The sequence below is a fragment of the Embleya sp. NPDC127516 genome (genome assembly GCF_044765325.1).
GTDB lineage: Bacteria > Actinomycetota > Actinomycetes > Streptomycetales > Streptomycetaceae > Embleya.
On sequence record NZ_JBIWJT010000001.1, the window covers coordinates 131201 to 155420 of the forward strand.

A 24220-nucleotide genomic window follows, 5' to 3' on the forward strand; every position below is an offset into this window, starting at 1 on the left:
GTCGGGTCGGTCGGGTCGGTCGGGTCGGTCGGGTCGGTCGGGTCGGTCGGGTCGGTCGGGTCGGTCGGGTCGGTCGGGTCGGTCGGGTCGGTCGGGTCGGTCGGTGACGTGCCGTCAGGGCCCGGGTATCCCCCTCGGATACCCGGGCCCTGAGGGTGTGTCAGGCCGCAGGGCACCCCTGTCGGACGCCGACCGACGCGACCGGGTCGACCCGTTCGGTGGCGGCCGATCGCTAGTGCAGCAGGCCACCCGTGGCGGGCTTGCGACCGTGCTTCATCACCAGGGCGATCACGAGCGCCAGCACGCCGCACACGATCAGGACCCAGAACCCGGTGGTGAAGGCGTCCGTGGTGTACGTGCAGCCCCGCTCGTTGCACGCGTCGTTGGTGGCCAGGCCCTGGCCGCTCGGTGCCGGGCCGGTGATCTTCAACCGGTTGTCGGTGAAGATCGGGGACAGCAGCGCGACCCCGACCGACGCGCCGAACGACTGGGCGACGACCAGCATGCTGGATGAGATGCCCTGCTGCTCCTGCGGTACCGCCTCGATGATCAGGTTCGGCGCCGCGGCGTAGTACATCCCGAAGCCGATGCCGTAGACCACGCCGCAGAGCAGCATCAACTGCCACGAGTCGTGCAGGAACAGGTACATGAAGCCGGCGACGGTCAGCGTCCCGACGCCGACGATCATCGGCATCCGCAGCCCTCGGCGCTGGCCCCACAGCCCGGCCAGTGGGCCGGCGATCATGCTGGACATCGACTGCCAGATCAGCACGTGCAGGGCGAGCCCGAGCAGGGTGAAGCCGAGCGCGTAGTCGAGCGAGTCGTTGAACGAGACAGCCGCCTTGACCTGGTCGGCGATTCCGGCCCACATCGCCTCGGGCGCGCCCATCGCCTTCGCGCCTTGGACGGCGCCGTCGGCGTACTGGTCGAGCGTGCTCTGCTTGACGTTGTCCGGGGTCAGGCCCATGTAGCTGGTGAGGTAGTTCTGGATGCCGATGATCATGTTCGCCAGGAACGCGATCCCGAGCACGAGCGCCACACGCGGGGCGGTGAGCAGCTTCAGGTCGATGATCGGGTTCTCCACCCGCTTCTCCCACAGTGCCCACAGCGCGATCACGAGCACGCCCAGGAGCGCGTATCCGAACGCGGAGGGCTTGCTCCAGCCCCAGGATTGCCCTTGGCTGATGTAGAGCAGGATCAGCGCGAGCCCGACGCCGAGGATGACACCGCCGACGTAGTCCACCTTCTGCGGAACGCGCAGCTTGGACTCCGGCACCACGACCAGCAGCAGCGGGATCAGCACGAGCATGTAGACGACCAGGAACCAGAACAGCGAGCGCCACGAGTAGTGCTCGGTGAGCAGCCCGCCGACCACCGGCGCGAGCGCGGCCGAGAGACCGAGGCCGGTGGCCGAGATGCCGATCGCGACCGGGATGAACTTGCGCGGCATCAGGTCGCGGATGAGCCCGTACACGACGGCGGTCATCCCGAACGCGACCGCCTGGAGCGCACGGCCGACCAGGAACAGCGGCCACGAACTGGTGAGCGCGCAGACCAGCGAGCCGACCAGGAACGAGACGCTGGTCGCGAGCAGCAGTCGCTTCTTGCCGTAGACGTCGGAGAGCTTCCCGATCAGCGGGCTCACCGCGCCGCCGACCAGGCCCAGGATCACCACCATCCACGAGATGCTCTCGCCGACGGACCGGAACGACGGGGCGATCTCGGGCACGGCAGAGGAGATCATCGCGTACTGGAGCGGCACGACCTCGGAGAACATGACCACGACGGCCAGAACTGCGAAGACCCGGCCCTTGGACACCCCTTCGAGTCGACCGGTGTCGACCGAGGACGGGTCCGATTCGGGCTCCGGCGGCTTCGCGGGTACTTCAACGGTCGCAGACATACCGGTACTTTCCGTTCTGTGCAGAGGCGCGCGCCGGACACGTGTCACCACTGCGACACGTCCGGTTTTGTACGGAATCTTTGGGGGCAAAACGCCGCTCGGCCTCGATGGGGCGGGCGCGTCTCGTGGACGGTGCCAACCGGATCGGTGCACTCCAGCCGAACTGATTGACAGTGTTTAGCACGGCGCACGGGCACGGGGAAGAGTGATCACCAGGAGTGCGTACGTTTTGAGGTCATTTGTGATAGAAATTCCCTGACGGCCCGTCAGCTAACTGTCGCGGTCGAAGGGTTGGCCCAAGTCGGGAATCGGGGCGCGAGTCGGGGTCGTCGCAAGGGTTGGAAAAATCCGGCGAGGCGAGGCGGGGCGAGGTCGCAGCCGGGCAGAAAAGCGACCGTCGGTGGCGGGAGAGGGCGAGACTCCGATTGGGCCCGCCGAGGAGCCTCCCGCGCGAGTGACCCATGCTCTCCACAGAGAGCACTGCTCTCGGCCTTCGTTGCGCGATGGCCGGGCCGGGGGCTGCCGGCTTTGCGCTCATAGGTTGGCGGCAGCGGCCGGTGTCGATCAGCCCTGTTCCAGGTCACCGGTGGTCTGGGGCCCGAGTTCTCGCCGGCAAGACGCGAGCTCGCTCGCGGGAAAGGCACCCGCAACGACGGCGGGGGTGGGTGGTCGGTGAGGTTCGTCGAGGGCCTTGCCGAGTGGGTCGGCCGGTCGAACCATGCGCCGAGCCTCGGTGGGAGCAGGCATGGGCGGCCTTGTACGCACCGATCGACGTACGCCGATGCCGGTCGGCCCGGCCCCAGGTCACCGGCGCCAGGAGCCATGGGCCCTCCGGCGAGACGCGGGCCTTGCTCGTCGGGAGGCGCCCGCGACTACGGAGGGAGAGAGCGGTCCGGTGAGGTTCGCCGGGGCGCCTTCCCGGGTGGGATGGGGCGTTTTGGGTGCGGCGAGTGGAGGTGACGAGGTGTCACGAAGCCGGATGGCGTTGCAGGTTGCGGCTTCACCCGGGTTGAAACCGCAGGTCCGGGTGAGCGCGGAGCGAGACGCGGACGTCGGGATCCGGGTTTTGATCCCTGCGGCGGTACTTGCTCGGGTGTAGCGGTGAGTTGTGCCGACGGTGCGCGAAGCCGGCACTCGGCAAGTTCTTGTTTGCGCCGTCCCACCGAAACCGGAGGTCGCGCAGGCTCGCAATGTCCGCAACCGTCACCGTGATCCGGGTCGAGATCGCCGCCGGCCCGGGCTCGGGTGATCTGGTCGCTGTCACGGATGGGTTGTGCCGAGTTGTTCGTAGTCTCGGGTGACGGGCTGTCGGCGTGCTGTCTGTGGCACTGGACGCGGGAGCCGGCCTCGGGCGTGGCCGAGGCGCGGGCTTGGCCGCGTATGCGTGTGGTGCCGGTCGTCCCGCAGGTGCCGGATGTGGGACCAGCGGGACGGTTTGGTGGCGGTCAGTTCTGGTCGGCGTCCTGGAGGATTCGGTCGATCAGGGCTGCGGCCTGCTCCGGGTGCTGTTCCAGCCACCTGGCGAGGTGTTCCCGGACGGCCTGTGCAACGCAGGCGCGTACTTCGGCGTTGCCCAGTACGCCGCGCGTGGAGCCCTCGAACTCGGGATGGTCCAGCTTCACCGACACGACCGCAGTCAGTCCCTCGCCGATCCGGTCGGCGCCGAGATCGGGATCCGTCGCCGTCAGGAGTCGCCGTGCCCGCGCGTACGCGTTGACCGCAGCGGCCAGTCCATCACGCAAGCCATTCGCGTGGGTTCCGCCGCAGGAGGTGGGCCGGCTGTTGGCGAAGCTCCGGATCCGCTCCTCGCCGGAGCCGCACCACCGGAACGCCACCTCCATCGTCCCGGCCATCCGTGGGTCTTCCTGTTCGAAGCCGATGATGTCCGGGTAAGCGGGTGCCGCCTCCTGTGCGTCGAGGAAGGCGACGAACTCCCGTGTGCCGTCCGAGGACCGGAATCGAACCGACCGGGACTCGGCCGGGCGGCGCAGATCTGTCAGCGAGATCTCCAAGTCCCGGTTCAGGAAGGCCAGTTCCCTGAAGCGGTCCGCCAGGGTGTCGAACGAGCATTCCGCCGTCCCGAAGATTTCGGGGTCCGGTCGGAAGGCGATGGTGGTGCCGCTTCCGGTCGACGGCTCCGCGTCGGTGAGCGCCGTGATCGGGACGCCGCGCGCGTACTCCCATCCCCAATGGACCCCTTCGCGCCACACCTCAGCCGTCATTCGACTCGACAGGACGTTGGCGACGAAGAGCCCGATACCGCCGTAGAGGGGCATCACGTCGTAGCGGCCACTGGGCCCCGGCCCGCAGTGCATGCGTGTCAGCAGGGCTTCGAGATTGGGACCGCCGGTGTCCTCGCCGTCCTCGATGGACAGAGCCGGCCCGTCATCAGCGACGCGCACGCCGCCGTCGGGTGTGAGCGTGATGTCGACGCAGCCGGCACGGTCGGTCAGGACCTCGTTCACCGCCCGGTCGACGACATCGAACACCACGTGGTGCAGACCATGTTCACCGGTCGAGCCGACGTACATACCGGGTCGCTTCCGAACGGCTTCCCGCGGCTCCAGCACCTGGATGTCGGCTGCGTCGTACCTGATCGCTTCCCCACTCACGATGTCCCCTCCGAGGGTGTGCGGCAGAAGTCATCAGCCTAGGTAAGCTCCGGGAAACCAGCAGCTCAGAGCCGGTTTACCGAAGGTGTGGACGGCTGCGTGAACGCCTGTCCGAAGGCCGTCGACCCTGGGTTCGAGACCCGCCTCCAAATTGCGACCGGGGGCCCACCGAGCCCGCGCACGACGCCATTCCCAGCGACCTCGAGGCCACCAATCTCGATGCATTTCGCCGGAGCGTCGTGGGCTCCCGAACCGCTGGTCACCCGGGACCGGCCGACCAACACCGGCCAACGCCGCCCGGTGAGTACAAAGCCACCCGCAGCCGTTCTCGGCTTGGCGCGACGCATACCGCGGGCACCGCACTCCGCAACCACCCGACCCACCCGGGAAGGCACCGGCCAACCGCACCGGACCACCCGCTCCGGCGCCTCCCCGGCGAGGCAAGCGGGCATCTCACCGGAGAACTCAGGGCTCCTGACCGCCGACGTCCCGAGACCGGGCCGACGGACAGCGCCCAACGCCAACCTGTGGGCACGAGGCGGTCCCGCGGCCGACCCCACCAAGGCGCGACGCACGCCGAGAGCAGTGCTCTCCATGAAGAGTCGGGCCACTCGGGAAGGCGTTTCGGGGAAACCTCGGCGGACCAGCCCACTCCCTCCGCCGCTGCGGGTGCCTTTCCTGCCGAGCATCTCGCCGGAAGGCTCAGGCTCCACCAGCGGCGACCTGCAACCGGGGCCGACCGACACCGCCAACGCCGACCGGCGAGCACAAATCCACCCGCACCCAGCCCCCCAACACGCGACGCATACCGAGAGCACTGCTCTCCGCAAACAATCAACCCACTCGGGAACGCGCCCCGGCCGGCCCCACTGGCCTACCCACCCCCGGCGTTGTCGGAGCCTTCCTGCCGAGCAAACCGCGTCTCACCGGAAAACTCAGGCTCCACCACCGGCGACCCAAGGCCAACCGACGTCGGCCAACGCCAACCCATGAGCACAAAGCCACCCGCATACCGCCCCACCAATGCGAAGTGCACACCGAGAGCAGTGCTCTCCGTCAAGAGCACTGGTCACTCGCGAACGCGCCCCGGCCGGCCGCACCGGGCCGCTCACTCCCTCCACCGTCGCCAGCGGCCGTTCCTGCCAAGCAAAGCCCGCATCTCGCCGAAGAACTCAGGCCCCACCACCGGCGACCCGGGACCGGACGACCGACACCGGCCAACGCAGACCCTGAGCAAAAGGCCGGCCCGCTCGACCCCGCCGACGCGCAACGAACGCCGAGAGCAGTGCTCTCTATGAAGAGCACTGGTCACTCGGGAGGCTGCTCGACAAAAGCTCGACCGAAGACCCGCCCCTCCTGCCACCGTTGGTCGCTTTTTCTGTCGGCTCAGCCCCCGGCTCGCCGGACGACGCAACATCCTCGACAACCCCAAGCAGGCTTCATCCCGAGCCGCCCCGGCCGCGCGCACCGCGTCTCAGGACCACCTGCCCCGCCCAGCCGGGTGAAGCGCCTCGGCCTTGCGCCGCCGCGACCGGCCGCTCTCACGCCAGTTCGTGGAACGCGGCTGCGACCTCCGTCCAGCGTTCCACCGCGCCGGTGTCCTCGCGCCAGGTGCTGACCGCCGAGTACGCGACCACGCGGGTCGCGACGCCGCGGTAGCGGTTCATCAGGGCTTGGGCCAGGCCGTCCCACGGGGCGCTCACCGTCAGGCTGTCCAAGACCTCGTCGTCGATCGCGGCGGCCATGCCCGCGCGGTCCTTGGCGGCGAAGAGGCGGTTCAGGCGGGGTTGGAGGTCGTCCCAGCCGTGGGTCTCGAAGACCTTGGCGTAACCGGGCGTCGAGCCGTAGAAGGCCAAGCGCAGGCGCAGCTTCTCGCGTTCGGCCTCGATCTCCTCGTCGGTGTCGCCGGTCGCGGTCATCACCGGGCAGACCAGCGCGAAGTCGTCGGCCGCGCCGCCGGCGGCGAGTTGGGGGCGGACCACCTCCTCGATGTAGCGCACGCTGTGCAGCGGGTGGACGTGCAGGCCGTCGGCCACCTCGCCGATCATCCGCAACATCCACGGGTTGACCCCGGCCAGGTAGATCGGCGGGTCGGCGATCGAGCCGCCCGGCGTCCACTCCGGCGTCATCAGCGTGAAGCGATAGAAGTCGCCCTTGAACCGCAGTCGTTCCTCACCCCGGAAGGCCGCCCAGATCGCCCGCAACGCGCCGACGTACTCGCGCAGTCGCGGCCCCGGCTGGTCGAACTCGGCCGAGTAGCGCCGCTCGATGTGCGGTCGTACCTGCGTACCCAGGCCCAGGACGAAGCGTCCGCCGGTGGCCTCGGCGAGTTCCCAGGCCGCCGACGCGGTGACCATCGGGCTGCGGGCGAAGGCGACCGCGATGCCGGTGCCGATGGTCAGGCTTTCGGTGGCCAGCGCCGCGGCGGTCGCGGCGGTGTACGCGGTGCGGCCGCCTTCGGTGAGCCATAGCCCGTCGAAGCCGGCCCGCTCGGTGGCGGCTGCGGCGCGTTGCATGCCGCGCAGGGTGAGGCCGGCTGCCATGACATCGAGCTGAGGGGGCGTCACTTGTTCTCCTGTACCGAGGATTTCGCGGTTTCCGCTTCGTGTACACGGTCCCACGCGCCGGTGACCGTGCCGGTCCAGCGCGGCGCGCGCCGTTCCGACCAGGCGCGCGGGCCCTCGCGCGCGTCCTCGGTGCCCATCAGGATGCGGTGATAGGCGGTTTCGAGCCGCTCGACCTCGTCCGGGCCGGCGTCCGCCCACAGCAGGCGTTTGGTGAGCGCGGCCGACACCGGGTGCACGTTGGTGGCGATGTCGCGGGCGATCTCCAGCGCGGCGGGCAATACCTCGGCCGCAGGCAGCGCGCGCGAGGCGAGCCCCAGCGCGAGTGCCTCGCTCCCCCGGAACGTACGCCCGGTCAACAGGATGTCGGCGGCCACCGCTCGCGAGGTGGCGGTCGGCACCGTCCAGTGCGACTGCGCGTCGGGCACCATGCCGCGCCGCACCTGGGGAATCGCCAACTTCGCGTCCTCGGCCACGATCCGGATGTCGCACTGCATCGCCAGCGTGAACCCGATGCCGATCGCGTGCCCGTTGATCGCCGCGATCACCGGCTTGCGCACGGCCCAGGCGGGCGGCCGAACCGGCGACGCGCTGAACTCCCGCGCACGCGCAGGCGCACGCCCACCGGACCCCGGCTTCGGCTTCGGCTCCGGTCCGTGCGCCGACCCCGGCGCCGCCGTCGACCCCGGCCCGGACCCTGACCTCGGCTCCGGCCCCGCAAAAGTGTCCGCAGCCGGCGACATATCGGCCCCCGCGCAGAACGCCCGCCCCGCGCCGGTCAGCACCACAACCCGCACCGCGTCGTCCGCATCGCAGCGCGCGTACGCGTCTCCCAGGGCGATGCCCATCCCGCCGGAGAACACGTTCAGCTTCTCGGGCCGGTCAAGCGTGATGACGGCGATGCCGTCGCGAATGGCGAACTGGATCACTCTCGGACGGTAGGCCGATTCCTTGACAAGGTCAAGCGAAGGCTTCGAGGTCGACTCACCAGATCGTTGACCGAATCAAGGGATGCTCCTTAGGGTCTGACCAACCAATGTCACGAGGGGACTCCACACCATGACCAACCCGTTCGGGTTCGAAGGTAAGCGCGTTGTCGTCACGGGAGGCTTCTCGGGTGTGGGAGCCGCCCTGGTCGAGGTGCTGGCCGAGCAGGGCGCCGAGCACATCACCGTGCTCGACCTCAAGGAGCCGACCGGCTCGGCGCACACATTCATCCGGACCGACCTGTCGGACGCCGCGTCGGTCGACGCCGCCGTCGACACGATCGACGGCCCGGTACACGCGCTGTTCAACAACGCGGGCGTGGCCGGCACGCTGCCCGCACCGGCGGTGTTCGCGATCAACTACCTCTCGTTGCGCCGGTTGACCGAGGCGCTCGTGGCCAAGGGTGCACTGCCCGAGGGCGCGGCGATCGTGAACACCGCATCGATCGCGGGGATTTCGTGGCCGGCCCACCTGGAGGCGATCAAGCAGTTGATCGCGATCGAGGACTGGGACGCCGCGCAGGAATGGCTCGCGAGCAACGAACTCGGCAGCGACGCCTACAGCTACAGCAAGGAGCTCGTGCAGGTTTACACGATGCACTACGCCCGTACGGCCGCGGCGAAGGGCCTGCGGATCAACAGCGTGTGCCCCTCGCCGATCGACACCCCACTGCTGCCGGACTTCCGCAAGACGATCTCCGACAAGGTGATCGACTGGAACATCTCCCAGGGCAACGGACGCCTCGCCACCGGCCGTGACGTCGCCCTCGCGCTCGCGTTCCTGGGCGCGGACGCCTCGGGCTTCCTCAATGGCGTGAACATCAACCTGGACGGCGGCTTCAACGCCGGCCTGACCGTCGGCAACCTCGACTTCTCCGGCCTGGCGTAGCGCGCGCGACACCCGACACGACGCCCCGTCACCCGCCGAACCGGGCGACGGGGCGTGCCTCCTAGCCTCTGGTGCGCGGGGCCGGCAAGGGGGCGCCGGCTCGGCGGCGAAATCGTCCCATCAGGTTCACGTCGCCGGCGCCATCCGTACGGCCCGAGGCAAGGCGCACGAGGTGCCGGGGCCGGCGTTCGAGCCGGCAGGGTTCCGTGGCACTCGGACGATGCCTGATCTGCGGTGTCCCGATCCACACCCGAATACTGAACACCCGAACTACTGTGGATGTCATGCCGACGGCTTACGAGGACGTGCCCTTCAGCGAGCTGCTCCACCATCCCGCCGCGACCACGCGCAGGCTGGACTCCGTCCGCGCGCTACGACTGCGCTGACGCGACGCCGGGGACCTCGCCCTGATGCGTGTCGACCAGATGGAGCAAGACACCTCGGTGATGGGTTTCGCGTCACGCCTGCCGGCCGGTCTGGCGCGAACCGAGAACGTCGCCGCCTTGCGCCAGGCACTACCCGAAGCCCTGCCGTGGAGCACGTTCCTACCCGCCGACGACATAGACACCCTGCTGTCCGAACTGGTGGATACGGCGCGCGGCGCGGTGGCCCTGGACAACCTGGCCCCGATCGCGCTCCTGCTCACCCAATGGCGGCACAGTGCGGAGATCCACGCGGATCCCACCCTGCTCTCGATCCTCACCCGCGAGCCGGATGGCGACCTCGGACCGGTGCCCATGCCCGAGGCAACGGGGTGAGCCCGAAGCGCGGAGCCCGCGCCGCGCCGCCGCCGTTCGGTGACGAAGACGACCTTCGCTTCGCCAACGGCGAGGCAGCCGACGGCTGGGAACACACTCGAGCCGCCAGGCAGCGGGCAATGTGCGCCGCGCGTTCGAGAAGATCCGGGTCGCTCCCCGCGCCGTCGACAACCCCAACCGTCAGCACCGCCTCAAGGGCAAACTAGGCATCAGCACCTTCAAAGGCCACGAACTGGAACGTTGGCGATACGAGGTCACCGGCGGTGGACGTATCTGGTATCTCCTCGACGACGTCAACCACATCGCGTGGATCACCTACGCGGGTACGGGCCATCCCAAGGCCACGGACTGAAGCCGTTCCACACTCACAACCACCGCGGGATCGAACCGCGTTGGGGGTGTAGACGTGATGTCGAGCCGCGGATTCGACGTCGAATGGGCCGTCGAAGCCTCGACCTCTCCGGACACGCCTGGACGGCGGGTTCAACGCCGGACTGACCGTCGGAAACCTCGACTTCTTTGGTCCGGCGTAGCGCGAGCCGCGCACCGACGGGACGATGCCCCGTCACCCGCCGATTCGGGCGACGGGGCAGGCCGATTGCCTCAGCCGCGCAACGACGCCGTGAGCACACCCCACGAACCCGCAGACACGACCAGGCAACCCATGCTGGGGTCCTTGCTGTCGCGAACGGGGACGAAACCCGGGAAGCCATCGGCCACTTCGACGCACGCACCTTGATCCGAGTTGCTGTGGCTCGACTTGCGCCAGGTCGCGGCGCTCAGGTCGGGAGTTGTGTGCATGCCTCGTGCTCCTTCCGGACGGCGGTTCAACGCCGGACTGACCGTCGAAGACCTCGACTTCTCCGGCCTGGCATGGCGCAGGCCGCACCCCGACACGACGCCCCGCCACTCACCGAACCCGGCAACGGGACAGACTGATTGCCTCAGCCGCGCAACGCCGCCGTGAGCACACCCCACGAAGCGACAGGAACAACCAGACACCCGACGCTCGGGTCCTTACTGTCGCGGACCGGGACGGCGCCGGGAAAGTCGTCGGAGACCTCGACGCACGCGCCCTGGTCAGGGTTGCTGTGGGTCGACTTACGCCATGTGAGTGCGCTTATGTCGGGAGGTGTGAACATCCTTCGTACTCCTTTAGAGCTGCACGGATCATGACCGCCGATTCCCTCGGGTCAAGGGCGTAGGCGCATGCGCGATCGTAGGCCAGCCGACGTACTCGGATGGTGTCCGGATCTTCAACGATCTGTCCGAACATGCCCCCCTCAACATAGACGACAGTCACGTCTTCCAACTCGACCACGATCTGGGTTACGTCACTGATGCCAAACCCGGCATTGCGGTAGGGCAGCACCCTGATCATCCCGTGTTCGTGATCCATGAGCGCCAGGAGAGATTCGAGTTGTGCGCGCATCACCTCCGCTCCGCCGATCCACCGGTATAGCACCGCCTGATCGATGAGGGCCATGAAGTAGGAGCCGCTCTCCCTGTCGAAGATGTGGCGTCTACCCATTCGTGCGGCTACACGGACGTCAAGCTCCTCGTCGGTGGCTCCCAAGTCCGCGTTTTGGAACAGGGTACGAGCGTAGGCCGGCGTCTGAAGCAGTCCGGGGATGTACAGCCCCGCCCACTCGCCGAGGCTCAGTGCCTCGTTCTCCAGGCTCATGTACTCCAAGTACCGATCCGGGAACCGCACTCCGCGCAGCATCTCGAACAGAGCGGTGAACAGGCCGTTCGTACCGAACGCCGCGTCGAGCTTCGGGCACAGTTCTTCCGGGACCGGACTGTCGCACGTCTCGAATCGGCTCATCGACGCCTTGCTGTAGCCAACGACGTCGGCCAACTCCGTTACGGACATGCCGGCTCGCGTTCGATGCTCGCGAATCTGGGCGGCCACGCGCTGACGAGGTGATCCGTTTGTCGGATCGGTCCGATGCTCCCGGAATCGCACACCCGTACCCCTCTTCGTTCCAATTGCATCCGCAACGGTGGCCTTCTTCAAAGACTAGGGCGATTGGCCGATCCTGAACCACAGAGTGGCCGAATAACCACCCACCGCAACCGCTGGGGTCACTCCGGCGCGGGATGGACTTCCGCGTGCGTCAAAGACCGTCCCGACCGACCGTGCGGGGCGAGGGAGTCGGCACAGCCGTTCCGTGGTCGAGCGGCGGTCCGACGAGGGATGGGAGGTAGGGGGCGAGTGAATGCCTGGACAGCGCCTCGCCCCCTGCGTGCCCCGAAACGAGAAAGGACACGTCATCACGATGACAGATCGCATCGGATGGACCCAACGAAGCTCGACGCTCGTGTCGACACCGGAACGCGACGCGCAAGACGAGCAGTTGCGCCTGCTCGTCCGGAAGTGGGTCGACGAAGCGGACTTCTGCGCTCTCCGACCTGCCCCGCGTGCCCCGCACCCGACGCCGGTCCTTCGGCACCTGCGTTCTCAGCGTCGTTGGTGGAGGACTTGGCGGACCTGGCAGACCCGGCGGGTCTCGCGGTTGACGGTGCGGTTTCGCACGTCGCGCTCGGGTGGACGGGACGGGCGATGACCGCCTCGTCGAAGCGGAAGCAGCTTGCGGGGAGCACGCAGCGGGACCTCGACAGAGGCCGCGCGTTCTTCGAGCGCTACCGGCACGCGTGGTGCCGCGACGCCTACTCCGGTCGTGAAGGCGTGCTCACGGATGTATGGGGCCGGCAGGTCCACCTGCGCCTGCGAAGCGGCATCGAATTCACGTGTCGAATCCGGGACCTGGTCATTCTCCGGCTCCCCCGGCCGGTCCTGTACGAGCGCGTCGCGTACGTCGGAGCGGAGGACGCGAAGGAGCGGCCGGTCGGCGCGGTCATGGAGTTGTGGGCCGTGGACAAGGGCACATTGGCGATCGTGCAACCGCCGACCGGTCCCGCCTGGTTCGCGCTGTCGGCGGACCTCGAACCGGTCGACCGCCCTATGGGCCTCGTGGCGGATTGGGCGAACCCCCCGTTTCCGAATGGAAGCCCGAGAGCCGTGGACAACGTCGCGCCGTCCCCGATCGGCGGCGAATACGGCCTCGACCGCACCGATATCGGGGCTACCGACGGCACGTAGGACTTTGCCGGCGGTCCGATCCCGAACCCGGGCGTCGGATAGCGGACAGTCGAAACCCGGATACGGATGCGGCCGGCTTTGTGGACAAGTCGATGGCTCACGCAAATTGCCGGGGCTTCTCGCAACGAGAAGCTCCGGCAATTTGGGGTATGACGAATTGTCAGGCACGCCACCCGAAGGCGTCGGTCGTGCTCAGACGGCGGGGTCCTCGACGGCGGCGGGAATCTCGCCCTCTGCCATCTCCTCGACGAATCGCTGCAACAGGGTGGCGAACGTCTCGCGGTCCGTGTCGCTCCAGCGGTCGAGCATCTCGCTCATCCGCCGATCCATGACGTCGTTGAGCCGGCGCCGGACCGAGTCGCCGCGCGGCGTCAGCGAGACGAGGCTGACCCGCCCGTCGTCCGGGCTGGGCGAGCGCCGTACGTAGCCGTCCCGCTCCAGTTGGCCCACCTGGCGGGCGGTAGCGCCCGGGTCCATGTTGGTCATGCGCGCCAACTCCCCCATGGGGAGCGGACCTTGCTTCTCGATTCGGCGCAGCAGCACATAGGCGGGCTGCGAGATGGTCGCGCCCGCCGCGGCGGCCTGGCCCGCGTACACTCGGCGGCTGGCGTGGCGCCGAAGCAGGGCCTCCAGCGCCCGCTGGATCGCTTCGACGTTTTCGGTGGAGTTCACCCGACCATGATAGCAGTCCTTGACTGCGTCAATTTAATACTGTGCGATAACGTGCATATCTCGGGCCGGATTTCGAAGCCGGGTCGGGTTGGGTTGTACACCGCGACTAAAGGCTCGGCATTGCGAACCCGCGAACGGGGCTTCACATCCAGGGAAGGCTCACGGAGAGCCGAGGAGCGGGGTCTGCGATACGTACGCGACGCACCCGCGATCATGTGTGATCACACATGTTGCTTTCTGCGGCCCGGCGGCGGGCCTAAGCGACTCGGCTAAGCGGTCGCCTCGGTCCCGACGGAGGAAACGAGACCGAGACGACCTGCCCATGGACTATGTCAGTCGTCAGACGATCAGACAATGGCAACCGGATTGATGGGGCTACCCGTTGCGCCGGTGACCGGAAGCGGCGCGACACACAACAGGCACGAATAGGCGCCCTCCTCCGCCATCGCCTCGGCGAGCTCGCTCAACCACAGGTGTTCGAGAAGCGGGACTCCCGATTCGACCAGCAACGCGATGTGTACCGACAGGAACCGATCGTCGAACGGAATGCACTCGATCGCACTATTGTCCGCGCCCACGACGCTGATGTCCCGCGCCCGGACGTACTCCACCGCGTCGAGCGACAGGCCCGGCTGCGCGAACGACGGTTCGCGGCCCGAGGCCGTGATGGCGCGGTACTCGTCGAGGTAGCCGGTGCGGACCAGCAGCGCGTCGCCGGGGCGGACCTCGACGCCCTGTCGCTCGGCGCAACCGGCCAGGTCGGCGCCGGTGATCTTGTATCCGCCCTCCAGATACTCGATATCGAAGTACCGAGGCAGGTCCAACAGCACCGCCCGAGTCGCGAAGGCGCCGAGCTTGTCGATCCCGCAGCGGCCGGCGCCGGTGTGCGAGCGGAACGTCTCGGCCGGGAAGCCGTTGTAGAAGCGGCCCTTGGCCTGCACGTGGCACAGCGCGTCCATGTGCGTGAGGTTGTGCGACGGGATGATCAGCACGTCCTCGTTCGAGCCGACGTCGTCACCGCCCTCGAACCCCTCGAACATCGCGTCGGTCTGGCTGACCAGGGTGAGCCGCTGCGGTGAGCCGCGGAAGTCGAAGGCGGGCTGGTTGCCGCGCGTGATGGGCAGCGCGAGCGAGTACGAGCGCCCGGTCCGAATCTCGTGCGCGGCGGCCCGGACGCCCGCCGGTTCGATCAGGTTGAGCGCCCCGCGCTCGTCCTCGGGGCCCCAGCGGCCCCAGTTCCCGGCGGCGGGCACCGGCTCGTCCGTACCGGGTCGGGTGTCGTCCGTCATGGGTCGGCGGTCCTCTCGGGCGGCCGGCCGGATCGGCGATCCGCAACCGGCGGGCGGGCCGGTCGGATCGGCGATCCGGCCGGTCGATCCGGGCCGGGCGGGCCTCAGAACGCGATGACGCCGCGCGCGATCCGGCCGTTGTGCATGTCGTCGAGCACGTCGTGGAAGCCGTCGGCGGGATAGACCTTGGAGACCAGCGCGTCCAGGTCGAACTTGCCCTGGCGGTACAGCTCGACGATCGCCCGGATGTCCTCGTGCGGACGCACCCCGCCTGCGCGCGTGCCCAGGATGCCCCGGTCGCACTGGAGCAGATTGGCAATCCGGATGTTGGCGGTCGCGGTCTGCGCGGGCTGGCCGACGGCGATCAGCGTGCCGCCCCAGTCCAGGGCCTCCATGGCGTTCTCCAGTACCGACGGGATGCCGGTGCACTCGAAGATCCAGTCCACGCCGCCCGCGCCGAATACGCCGACTTTGACCTCGTCGCTGTACGGGAACAGGGTGCGGATCTCGTCCGCGACGTCCACGTCCTTCCCGGACTTGACGAAGTCGGTCGCGCCGAACTTGCCGGCCAGTTCGAACTTGCCGGGCACGGTGTCGATGCCGACCACGCGGCCGGCGCCCTTGAGCCGGAGCGCCTGGACGGCGGACAGGCCGACGCCGCCGAGGCCGATCACGGCCGCGGTCTGACCGGGCAGTACGTTCGCCCGGTTGAGCACCGCGCCCGAGCCGGTGACCACGCCGCACGGCACCAGGCACGCGGAGGTCAGCGGCACGTCCTTCGGGATGGTCACGCACTGGATTTCCTTGACCAGGGTGAGCTCGGCGAAGGTGGACGCACCGGCGAAGTTCCACACCGGCTCGTCGCCGATCGCGAACGGCGTGCCCCGGTTGCCCAGCGTCTGGCGGCAACGATTGGGGTGGCCGGTCTGGCAGTGCCGACACATCCCGCACGCGGCGATCGTGGTGATCACCACGTGGTCGCCGGGCGCGACCGTACCGACGCCCGCGCCGACCTTCTCCACGATCCCGGCGCCCTCGTGCCCGAGCACGGACGGCGTGGGCCACTCGATGACGCCCTCCAGCACGCTGACGTCGCTGTGGCAGACCCCGGTCGCGACGATCCGTACCAGAACCTCACCGGCCTCCGGGTCACGTACGGTGACATCGTCCCGGATCTCGGCGCCCGTGGCGGTGTGCAGGATCGCGCGCATGTACCGTCTCCTCGTTCCGGGCGGACGGCCCGCCGCGAGGTGTGTTCGCCGCGCACCGGACCGGCCCACCCCAAGCCGAACTTCCACATCCTTGATCACTACAACGATGTCGATTATTCACCGCGCGCCGAAGAGGTCAAGGCATAGCGGGCCTGGGATCTGACGACCCGTCGGACGTTTGACGACGGCGGTCGCCGGGCGCGGAGGCGGGCGCGAGCGGCGATCGTGGGCGCGTCGAGGGCGCTCCTCGAAGGGCGCGCCCCGCCGACCGCGATCCGTCGGATGCACGTCTTGCTCGACCCGCCGCGGTCCGGAGCCGTGCGCGTCCCGCTCGAACCACCCGCGGCACGGAGCCGTGCGCGCCCCGCTCGACCCACCGCGGTCCGGGGGCACCTCTGGCCCGCGACCCGCCTCGACCCACCCCGACCCTCAAGCGCGCGTCCGCTCAGTCCACCGTCGGACTGCGGCGTTCCAGGAGGATGACATCGCGCCAGCGGCCGTGGTGCCGGCCGACCCGCTCGCGGGTGCCGATGGTGCGGAAGCCCAGAGCCGCGTGCAGGGCGAGGCTGCCGGTGTTCTCCGGGAAGACGCCGGCCTGGATGGTCCACACGCCGGCCGCCTCGGTCGAGGCGATCTGCGCGCTCAACAGGGCGCGGCCCACTCCCCGGCCCGCCGCGTCGGGATGGACGTAGACAGAGGTCTCCACCACACCGCGATAGACCGCGCGCTTGGACGTCGGGCTCGCGGCCACCCAACCCAGCACCGTGCCGGTCGCCCCGTCGAGCGCGACGAAGCGGTGCTCGGGCAGTTTGCCCGCGTCGAATTCGGCCCAGTCCGGCGCGCTCTCCTGGAAGGTGGCGTCCCCGCCGTCGATGCCGAGCTGATAGATCGCGAGCACCTGGTCGGCGTGCTCGGCACGCATCGGCACGATGGTCGCGGTCGTGGTGGCGGTGGTCATGATGCTCTCCGGGGACGCGGTGGCCGGCAGAACCACCATCCTCACCGAATGGACATGCGCCTTCGCACCCGCCCCGGTATAAATCGCCGAATGGGATCACAGGCTGCACAGGACGTGGAATCGACGGTCGCACACGCCGTCGCGGTGTTGACCGAGGCAACCGAGAGCGAACGGGACTGGTCACGCCCGGCGGGCGAATTGGAATGGGACTGTCGTTACACCCTGGTCCACATCGTCGGCGATCTGTACGTGTACGCCGGCCAGATCGCGTCGGGCCGGATGGACGACTACCTCCCGGTGGACATCGAGGCCGACGCCGACGCGACGCCGGCCGAGATCCTGCACGCGGTCCGGGCCGGCGGGGCGCTCCTCACCGCCATGGTGGCCACCCGGCCCGACTCGGCCCGCGCGTTCCATCCGTACGGGATCTCCGACCCGGACGGCTTCGCGGGAATGGGCATGATCGAGGTCATGGTCCACATGCACGACCTGGCGGCCGGGCTCGACCTGGCCTACCGGCCCGATCCGCAGATCTGCGCCCGCGTGCTGGCACGGATGTTCCCCGACGCGCCGACCGGTTTCGACGCCTGGCCCACCCTGTTGTGGTGCACCGGCCGTACCGAACTCCCCGGTCACCCGCGCCGGGTCGGCAAGTGGCGCTGGCAGGGCCTCCCCGCGACGTAGGCCGGGGCCGTCGAATCCTCCGGGTGGAGGACGTCGATCCAGGCGCCCCGCGTCTACGCTGCTCGCGTCCGAGCGCCGCATCGCACGCCCGGAGCCGAGTACCGCACGCGCGGTGCCCGGCGCCGACACCGGGTACCCGTCGCGCGTCGCATACCCGACCGCACACGCCCGTCGGAGGTACGCACCATGCCCGCACCGTCCCTGGATGGACTCGGCTTCGCCCCGCTCGATCGTCCCGAGCACGGCGAGGTGGACGCTTCCACGTTCTTCACGTACCACGAGCGCGACGGCGTGGTCTGGGCCGAATACAGCGGCGGCGACATCGTGCGGGGCCACCTGATCGGCACTCGCGAAGCGGACACGCTGGACTTCCGCTACACGCAGCTCAACCGGTCCGGCGCCACCGCTTCGGGGCACTGCCTCAGTGCCGTGGTCGTGTTGCCGGACGGGCGGATCCGGCTGGAGGAGACCTGGGAGTGGGAGTCCAGGCCGGGCAGCGGTACGAGCGCCGTGGAGCAGGTCCCCGAGGCGCGGACCTGACACCCGGTCGGTTGTCGGACGCGGTATCTACGTTGAACCCCGACGGACATCGCGACCGAAGGGGTGGGCCATGGGATTCAACGGGGACATCGTCGTATTACGCGCACAGACGCCGTTGACGGACCTGGCCCCCTTCGTCGGCGGAAGCGGACATCCGGTCTACGGCGAGTGGTCCTACCTCGACGGCTGGCGTGCGGTGCACGTGCGGCACTTCGAGGATCCGTACGCCTTCCAGGGGCCGTGGCTGACCGACTTGGCCGCCCGGACCGGCTCTCCCGTACTGGTCTGCGGCGTGTTCGAGAGCGATGTCGCGCACGTCCAGGGGCTGAGCGGGACGCACTTCTGGGAGGGCTGGCTCGACCCCGGCACCGCCGCCTCGCGGTTGGCCCAGGACCGGTGGGAACGCGCGGGCGGGCGGGGCGACTTCGCCCGGGTCCGGGACGAGGCCGCCGCGTGGCTGGAGGAGGATCGGCCCCGCGTCGCGGAGGCCGCGGTCCGGTGGGCCGCGGCGGCCGGGTACCAGGTGCGGCCCGAGCCCGTCCTGGAATTGTTGGCCCTGAAGCGGGATCCGTTCGTCGAGCGGTTGTTCTTCGAACTGCTGACCCGCCTCGGCCTGGTGGCGGCGCCCGCGCGGTAGGTCGATCGCGGTCCCGGGGCGCTCGCGGCTCACGCGGCCCCGGGCCGCTCGCGGCTCATTCGACCTTGCGCACCTCGGTATCCTCCGGCCGGATCCGCCGGCCGTCCGCGGCGTGCACCTCGAGCGCCCGCAGCGGCCGGCCGTCGCGGCGGTCCAGCAGGCTGGACTGCGGCTCGGCCGGCTCGAACCAGTGCGCCTCGCCCCACTGCCGCAGAGCGACGATCACGGTGAACAGGTCGCGGCCCTTGGCGGTCAGCACGTACTCGCCGTAGGCGCTGCCGTCCGACGCGGGCACCACCTCCATGATCCCGCCGGCCACCAGCGCGCGCAGTCGTGCGGTCAGGATGTTCTTGGCCACGCCCAGGCTGCGCTGGAACTCGCCGAACCGCCGGCTCCCGTCGAACGCGTCGCGCACGATCAGCAGCGACCACCAGTCGCCGATCGCGTCCACGGACCGGGCCACCGGACACGTGCTGTCGTCGAACCGCGTGCGCTGCACCATGCCTCGTCCTCTCCTGCCGGGCGATCACCCACCATCACCCTGGTTGCAACATGCTACCAAGCTCGTCTAGCGTGCATCTGGTGGCAATTTGCAACCAGATGCACGAGGGGCGGGACATGGCAGCCGAGCACGACGTGCCGGAGCACACCGAGGAGCGGAACGAACACAGCACCGCGGAGAGGACCGAAGCGCGCACCGGGAAGGGAACCGACGCGGGAACAGGGAAGGGGACCGAAGCCCGAACCGGCGCGCGAATCCGGGAAGCCGTGGGCACCGCGTCGACCGCCGGATCCGGCTCGCTCTCCCGTGCGCTCACCCTCGTCTTCGCGATCGCCGCCGGCGTCGCCGTCGCGAACGTCTACCTCGCCCAACCGCTCCTGGTGACCATGGGGCACGACCTCGGCCTCGCCGCAGGCACCGTCGGGGTCGTGGTCACGCTGACCCAGGTCGGCTACGGATTCGGCCTGTTCCTGCTGGTCCCGCTCGGCGACCTGGTCGACCGTCGCCGGCTACTCGTCGGCCAATTCGCGCTGCTGGCCGCCGCGTTGGCCGGTGTCGGGCTGGCCGGCAACGCCGCATCGCTGTTCGTCGCGATGATCGCCGTGGGCCTGCTCGCGGTGGTCACCCAGGCGGTCGTCGCCTACGCCGCCGCACTGGCCGCGCCGGCCGAACGCGGTCGCGTCGTCGGTTCGGTGACCAGCGGCGTGGTCACCGGCATTCTGCTCGCCCGAACGGTCTCCGGCACGGTGGCCGACCTGGCGGGCTGGCGCGCGGTGTACCTCGGCTTCGCCGCGCTGACCCTGGCGCTGGCCGGGACGCTGTACCGAGTGCTTCCGCGTCGGCGCGACGATCGGGTGCCCGCTTCCGTCGACACGCCGCCGTCCGACCGCAAGGCGCCACCGTCCTATCGCAAGCTGCTCGTCTCGACGGTGACGCTGTTCGTCGAGGAACGCCTCTTCCGGGTCCGCGCGCTCTTCGCGCTGCTGATCTTCGCCGCCTTCAGCACCCTGTGGAGCAGCGTCGCGCTCCCGTTGAGCGAGCCGCCGCTGTCGCTGTCGCACACCGCGATCGGCGCCTTCGGCCTGGCGGGCGCGGCCGGGGCGCTCGGCGCGATCCCGGCCGGGCGGCTGAGCGACCGAGGACACGCGAACCGGGTCACCGGAATCGCGCTCGTGCTGCTCACCCTGTCCTGGCTGCCCCTCGCCTTCACCCGCCAGTCGCTGTGGGCACTGGTCCTGGGCACCATCGTGCTCGACCTCGCCGTACAGGCGGTGCACGTGACCAGCCAGACGTTGATCCACCCGCTGCGCCCGGACGCCGGCAGCCGGCTGATCGGCGGCTACATGATCTTCTACTCGATCGGCAGCGCGGGCGGCGCGATCGCCTCGACCACCCTGTACGCGGCGGCCGGCTGGCTCGCGGTGTGCGCACTGGGCGCGGCCTTCGGAGCGCTGGCACTGCTGGTGTGGGTGCTGGAACTGGTGCGCGCACACCGGATGGAGGGCAGGTCCGCGGCACCGCCCGTCACACCGTGATCAGTACGTTCACGACCACGCCGACGACGAGCAACAGCAGCAGCCAGGACCACGGCGGACGCAGCGCCGGACGCGGTCGGGAGGATCGGTCGCTCACGGTCGACTCCTTCGTCGTTGCCGCCGACCGCTCCGGGTGAGCCGCCGACCTGCACAAACGTAGGATTTCGTGGCGGTGTCCCGGCAGCCCGCACGCGCCCGTTCCGATGGTGGTGCGCGCACCACCATCGGGACACCCGCGGCTCGGCTACCTCTCGCGCGCGGCGGCGGAGACCATCGAACGAGCCCAGGAAAGGGGTCGAGCGGTGCACACGAAACCCGAACCGCCCGAAGCACGCGCCGCGCTCCCCACAGGGCGAGCCGCACTCTCCGGCCTGCCCGCAGCCCGCGCCGCGCTTCGCGGCCTGCCCACCCGGCTGGGTCTGCTCGCGCGAGCCGGCGGCACCGGCCTCCTCGCCCTGCTCGCGCTGCCCGTGGTCCTCATGTGCGCGTGCCTGTACGTCGCCGGCTTCGGCCTGCCCCTGCTGACCCCGCTGCTGCGCGGGGTGCGGCGACTGGCCGGCGCCGAACGCCGTCGGGTGGGCGTCGTGCTCGGCGGCCCACCGGTGCCCGAGCACTATCGCCCCCTCGACGGCCCCCTGCTCACCCGCGCGCGCATCGCGCTGACCGACCCCGCCGGCCGACGGGACCTGCTGTGGCTTCCGGTACACGGCCTGAGCGGCACCCTCGCCGCCGTGCTCGGCCTCGGCCTGACCATCAGCGCCGTCAACAACCTCACCATGCCGCTGTGGTGGTGGGCCGTGCCGGGTCGGGCGCCGTCCGGCGTCGGCTTCGCGGTCGATTCGTGGTGGAAGGCCGCGGCGATGCTCCCGATCGGCGCGGCGGTCGCGGTGCTCGCGGTCGCCCTGGCCGCACCGCTGCTGCGCGGCCAGGCCCGGCTGACCCGGCCGCTGCTCACCCCGCCGGACGGGTCGGTGGTCGAGCGGCTGGCCGAGGTCACCGCGAGCCGAGCCGCCGCACTGGACGCGCACGGCGCCGAACTGCGGCGGATCGAACGGGATCTGCACGACGGTACGCAGAACCGACTGCTCGCCGTGGTGCTGCATCTCGGGCTGATCGAACGGGCCCTGGAACGCGATCCGGAGCAGGCGCTGCCGCTGGTCCGACGCGCTCGACGGGCGGCCGGCGACGCACTGGACGAGTTGCGCGACGTGGTGCGCGGCATCCACCCGCCGATCCTGGCCGAACGCGGCCTGGACGGCGCCGTCTCGGCCTTGGCCGCCCGCTGTCCGGTGCCCTGCGTCGTGCACACCGCCGGGCTGACCCGCACACCGGCCGCGGTGGAGACGGCCGCGTACTTCGTCGTCGCCGAGGCGTTGAACAATGTGGCCAAGCACAGCCGCGCCGCACACGTCGAGGTCCGGCTGACCCGCGAGGAGGACACGCTGGTGATCGAGGTCGAGGACGACGGGCGCGGTGGCGCGGACGAGCACGCGGGCAGCGGCCTGGTCGGCATCAGGCGGCGCGCGGCCGCGCTGGACGGCCGGTTGAGTGTGCACAGCCCGGTCGGCGGACCGACCCGACTGCGCGCGGAGTTGCCGTGCGGGTGGTGATCGCGGAGGACGACGCGCTGCTGCGCGAGGGCCTGGTCCTGCTGCTGACCGGTGAGGGCTTCGAGGTCGCGGCGGCGGTCGACAACGGCGCCGACTTCCTGGCCGCCGTCGCGGCGCACGGCCCGGACGTCACGGTCGTCGACGTGCGACTGCCGCCGGACTTTCGCGACGAGGGGCTGCGGGCCGCGATCGAGGCCCGGCGGCGCCGGCCCGGGCTGCCCGTGCTGGTGTTGTCCGCCTATGTCGAGGACCGGTACGCCGCGGAGTTGCTCGCCGACGGCAAGGGGGCGACCGGCTATCTGCTCAAGCAACGGGTGGGCGACGTCGACGAGTTCGCCGACGCGCTGCGTCGGGTGGCGGCGGGCGGCACGGTGATGGATCCCGAGGTGGTGGCCCAACTCCTGGTCCGGCGCCGCTCCGACGACCCGCTGCGTGAACTGACCCCCCGCGAGCGCGAGGTGCTCGCACTGATGGCGGAGGGCAGGTCGAACACGGACATCGGCCGGCTTCTGGTGATCAGCGAGGGCGCGGTGAACAAGCACATCCGCAACATCTTCGCGAAGCTCGGGCTGGCCCCCGACGACGCGGGGCATCGACGGGTGCTCGCCGTACTCGCCTATCTGAACGGCTGAGCGAACGAGCACCCGCCGACCGAGTGCCGGGAGGCCGGGGAGGCCGCGGCCTCACGCGTCGAAGGACTCCTTGCGGGTGCGCGGGCGCTTGCGCGCGGCCGGGATCGCTCGCGGTGCGGCGCCCTCGACCACGGTGTTGGTCAGCGTGCCGATTCCCTCGACCGTGAGCGCGACCGTGTCGCCCGGTCGCAGCGGCGGCAACTCGCGTCCCAGACCCCACAGTTCACCCAGGCAACCGCCATTGCCGCAGGTGCCGGTGCCCAGTACGTCACCGGGTCGGACCCAGGTGCCACGCGACGCGTAGGCGACCAGTTCGGCGGGCGGCCAGCCCATGTTGACCAGTGAGTCCCGGCCGACCTCGACGCCGTTGACCGACGCGCGCATGGCCACGTCCAGGAAGCCGTCCGCGTCCCGGTGGACCTCGAACTCGTCGGCGGTCACCAGCCACGGGCCGAGCGTGGTCGCGGTGTCCTTGCCCTTGCACGGACCCAGGCCCACCCGCATCTCACGGGCCTGGAGGTCGCGCGCCGACCAGTCGTTGAAGATGGTGTAGCCGATGATGTGCTCCGCCGCCTGCTCGACCGTCAGGTCCTTGCCCGCGCGGCCGATCACGATGCCGACCTCCAACTCGAAGTCGAGCACGTTCGACCCGGGCGGCATCGGCACCACGTCGCTCGGGCCGATGATCGCGTAGGGGTTGGTGAAGTAGAAGGTGGGCAGCTCGTACCACTCCGGCACCACGGTCGCGTCCGGGCCCTGCACGGTGACCGCGACGCCCTCGACGTGTTCCTCGAACGCCACGAAGTCGCGGACGGTGGGCGGCTGTAGCGGCGGCAGCAGCCGCACCTCGGCGAGCGCGACCGCCGGCTCCGACAGAGCCCGCTCGCCCGCCGCGCGCAATTCCTCGGCGCCGCGCTCGATCAGGCCGAGCAGCGTGACGCCCACCGGCAGCGGGTGCACGACGGCGTCGCCCGCACCGGCCACGACTCCGCAACGGGTCGAGCCGGCCAGGTCGAAGGTGGCGAACTTCATGCGATTGCTCCCTGTTCCGATACGTGCCGAGCACCGGCGACGCGGCGTCGGTATCGCTGAATGATCACAGGTAAATGATCACTGCCCCATGATCATCGCC

Annotated in this window: 23 protein-coding genes; 10 read left to right on the top strand and 13 right to left on the bottom strand. The window is 69.9% G+C overall.

Going from position 1 to position 24220, the window contains the following annotated elements; translation table 11 throughout:
* Nucleotides 1-232 precede the first annotated feature (232 nt).
* From ACIRL2_RS00580 to ACIRL2_RS00595, 4 genes are all read right to left on the bottom strand, one after another.
* Nucleotides 233-1903 carry an MFS transporter gene (locus ACIRL2_RS00580; RefSeq protein ID WP_395859690.1) on the bottom strand — a complete coding sequence of 557 codons (1671 nt, stop codon included), beginning with the start codon at nucleotides 1901-1903 and terminating at the stop codon, nucleotides 233-235.
* Nucleotides 1904-3348: 1445 nt separating this feature from the next.
* Nucleotides 3349-4515, bottom strand: coding sequence for an ATP-binding protein (locus tag ACIRL2_RS00585; protein WP_395859691.1), 1167 nt, complete (start codon nucleotides 4513-4515; stop codon nucleotides 3349-3351).
* A gap of 1541 nt (nucleotides 4516-6056) precedes the next feature.
* Nucleotides 6057-7082 (bottom strand): TIGR03617 family F420-dependent LLM class oxidoreductase, encoded by a 1026-nt coding sequence (locus tag ACIRL2_RS00590; RefSeq protein ID WP_395859692.1) that lies wholly within the window; start codon nucleotides 7080-7082, stop codon nucleotides 6057-6059.
* Entirely contained in the window at nucleotides 7079-8008 is a 930-nt protein-coding gene (locus ACIRL2_RS00595; RefSeq protein ID WP_402229119.1) for an enoyl-CoA hydratase/isomerase family protein, read from the bottom strand. The genes ACIRL2_RS00590 and ACIRL2_RS00595 overlap by 4 nt, the downstream gene beginning before the upstream one ends.
* A 130-nt stretch (nucleotides 8009-8138) precedes the next feature.
* Here ACIRL2_RS00595 and ACIRL2_RS00600 point away from each other — a divergent pair, with 130 nt between their 5' ends.
* From ACIRL2_RS00600 to ACIRL2_RS00610, 3 genes are all read left to right on the top strand, one after another.
* The gene (locus ACIRL2_RS00600) at nucleotides 8139-8954 is read left to right on the top strand and encodes a coniferyl-alcohol dehydrogenase (RefSeq protein ID WP_395859694.1); all 816 of its coding nucleotides are present in this window, start codon (nucleotides 8139-8141) and stop codon (nucleotides 8952-8954) included.
* 410 nt (nucleotides 8955-9364) lie between these two features.
* Nucleotides 9365-9712, top strand: a complete 348-nt coding sequence (locus tag ACIRL2_RS00605) for a hypothetical protein (protein WP_395859695.1) — start codon at nucleotides 9365-9367, stop codon at nucleotides 9710-9712.
* Between the two features lie 121 nt (nucleotides 9713-9833).
* The gene (locus ACIRL2_RS00610; protein ID WP_402229122.1) at nucleotides 9834-10064 is read left to right on the top strand and encodes a hypothetical protein; all 231 of its coding nucleotides are present in this window, start codon (nucleotides 9834-9836) and stop codon (nucleotides 10062-10064) included.
* A gap of 251 nt (nucleotides 10065-10315) precedes the next feature.
* Here the strand turns inward: ACIRL2_RS00610 and ACIRL2_RS00615 are convergent, their stop codons facing one another.
* From ACIRL2_RS00615 to ACIRL2_RS00625, 3 genes are all read right to left on the bottom strand, one after another.
* Nucleotides 10316-10513 carry a DUF397 domain-containing protein gene (locus ACIRL2_RS00615; protein WP_402229125.1) on the bottom strand — a complete coding sequence of 66 codons (198 nt, stop codon included), beginning with the start codon at nucleotides 10511-10513 and terminating at the stop codon, nucleotides 10316-10318.
* A gap of 143 nt (nucleotides 10514-10656) precedes the next feature.
* Nucleotides 10657-10854, bottom strand: coding sequence for a DUF397 domain-containing protein (locus ACIRL2_RS00620; protein WP_395859698.1), 198 nt, complete (start codon nucleotides 10852-10854; stop codon nucleotides 10657-10659).
* Nucleotides 10833-11627, bottom strand: a complete 795-nt coding sequence (locus ACIRL2_RS00625) for a Scr1 family TA system antitoxin-like transcriptional regulator (protein ID WP_402229127.1) — start codon at nucleotides 11625-11627, stop codon at nucleotides 10833-10835. The genes ACIRL2_RS00620 and ACIRL2_RS00625 overlap by 22 nt, the downstream gene beginning before the upstream one ends.
* 651 nt (nucleotides 11628-12278) lie before the next feature.
* Here ACIRL2_RS00625 and ACIRL2_RS00630 point away from each other — a divergent pair.
* Entirely contained in the window at nucleotides 12279-12818 is a 540-nt protein-coding gene (locus ACIRL2_RS00630) for a hypothetical protein (RefSeq protein WP_402229130.1), read from the top strand.
* A 192-nt stretch (nucleotides 12819-13010) separates the two neighbouring features.
* Here ACIRL2_RS00630 and ACIRL2_RS00635 read toward each other — a convergent pair whose 3' ends face one another.
* The 4 genes from ACIRL2_RS00635 to ACIRL2_RS00650 form a co-directional block, all read right to left on the bottom strand.
* Complete coding sequence (locus tag ACIRL2_RS00635; protein ID WP_395859701.1) at nucleotides 13011-13490, bottom strand: MarR family winged helix-turn-helix transcriptional regulator; 480 nt, start codon at nucleotides 13488-13490, stop codon at nucleotides 13011-13013.
* A gap of 347 nt (nucleotides 13491-13837) precedes the next feature.
* Nucleotides 13838-14779 carry a cyclase family protein gene (locus ACIRL2_RS00640; protein ID WP_395859702.1) on the bottom strand — a complete coding sequence of 314 codons (942 nt, stop codon included), beginning with the start codon at nucleotides 14777-14779 and terminating at the stop codon, nucleotides 13838-13840.
* Nucleotides 14780-14883: 104 nt separating this feature from the next.
* The gene (locus ACIRL2_RS00645; RefSeq protein ID WP_395859703.1) at nucleotides 14884-15990 is read right to left on the bottom strand and encodes an alcohol dehydrogenase catalytic domain-containing protein; all 1107 of its coding nucleotides are present in this window, start codon (nucleotides 15988-15990) and stop codon (nucleotides 14884-14886) included.
* 445 nt (nucleotides 15991-16435) lie between these two features.
* The gene (locus ACIRL2_RS00650) at nucleotides 16436-16948 is read right to left on the bottom strand and encodes a GNAT family N-acetyltransferase (protein WP_395859913.1); all 513 of its coding nucleotides are present in this window, start codon (nucleotides 16946-16948) and stop codon (nucleotides 16436-16438) included.
* Nucleotides 16949-17038: 90 nt separating this feature from the next.
* On the opposite strand from ACIRL2_RS00650, the gene ACIRL2_RS00655 reads away from it, so the two are divergent.
* The 3 genes from ACIRL2_RS00655 (at nucleotide 17039) to ACIRL2_RS00665 (ending at nucleotide 18809) form a co-directional block, all read left to right on the top strand.
* Nucleotides 17039-17632 (top strand): maleylpyruvate isomerase N-terminal domain-containing protein, encoded by a 594-nt coding sequence (locus tag ACIRL2_RS00655; protein ID WP_395859704.1) that lies wholly within the window; start codon nucleotides 17039-17041, stop codon nucleotides 17630-17632.
* A gap of 186 nt (nucleotides 17633-17818) precedes the next feature.
* Complete coding sequence (locus ACIRL2_RS00660; protein WP_402229134.1) at nucleotides 17819-18172, top strand: hypothetical protein; 354 nt, start codon at nucleotides 17819-17821, stop codon at nucleotides 18170-18172.
* 70 nt (nucleotides 18173-18242) lie between these two features.
* Nucleotides 18243-18809, top strand: a complete 567-nt coding sequence (locus ACIRL2_RS00665) for a hypothetical protein (RefSeq protein ID WP_395859706.1) — start codon at nucleotides 18243-18245, stop codon at nucleotides 18807-18809.
* Between the two features lie 55 nt (nucleotides 18810-18864).
* On the opposite strand, the gene ACIRL2_RS00670 is transcribed toward ACIRL2_RS00665, so the two are convergent.
* Nucleotides 18865-19311, bottom strand: coding sequence for a winged helix-turn-helix transcriptional regulator (locus ACIRL2_RS00670; RefSeq protein WP_402229137.1), 447 nt, complete (start codon nucleotides 19309-19311; stop codon nucleotides 18865-18867).
* Between the two features lie 80 nt (nucleotides 19312-19391).
* Here ACIRL2_RS00670 and ACIRL2_RS00675 point away from each other — a divergent pair, with 80 nt between their 5' ends.
* The 3 genes from ACIRL2_RS00675 (at nucleotide 19392) to ACIRL2_RS00685 (ending at nucleotide 23088) form a co-directional block, all read left to right on the top strand.
* Complete coding sequence (locus ACIRL2_RS00675) at nucleotides 19392-20846, top strand: MFS transporter (RefSeq protein WP_402229140.1); 1455 nt, start codon at nucleotides 19392-19394, stop codon at nucleotides 20844-20846.
* A gap of 302 nt (nucleotides 20847-21148) precedes the next feature.
* Entirely contained in the window at nucleotides 21149-22456 is a 1308-nt protein-coding gene (locus ACIRL2_RS00680; protein ID WP_402229142.1) for a sensor histidine kinase, read from the top strand.
* Nucleotides 22444-23088, top strand: coding sequence for a response regulator (locus tag ACIRL2_RS00685; protein ID WP_395859711.1), 645 nt, complete (start codon nucleotides 22444-22446; stop codon nucleotides 23086-23088). Before ACIRL2_RS00680 ends, ACIRL2_RS00685 begins: the two co-directional genes overlap by 13 nt.
* Nucleotides 23089-23139: 51 nt before the next feature.
* On the opposite strand, the gene ACIRL2_RS00690 is transcribed toward ACIRL2_RS00685, so the two are convergent.
* Nucleotides 23140-24120, bottom strand: a complete 981-nt coding sequence (locus ACIRL2_RS00690; protein ID WP_395859712.1) for a fumarylacetoacetate hydrolase family protein — start codon at nucleotides 24118-24120, stop codon at nucleotides 23140-23142.
* Nucleotides 24121-24220 lie beyond the last annotated feature (100 nt).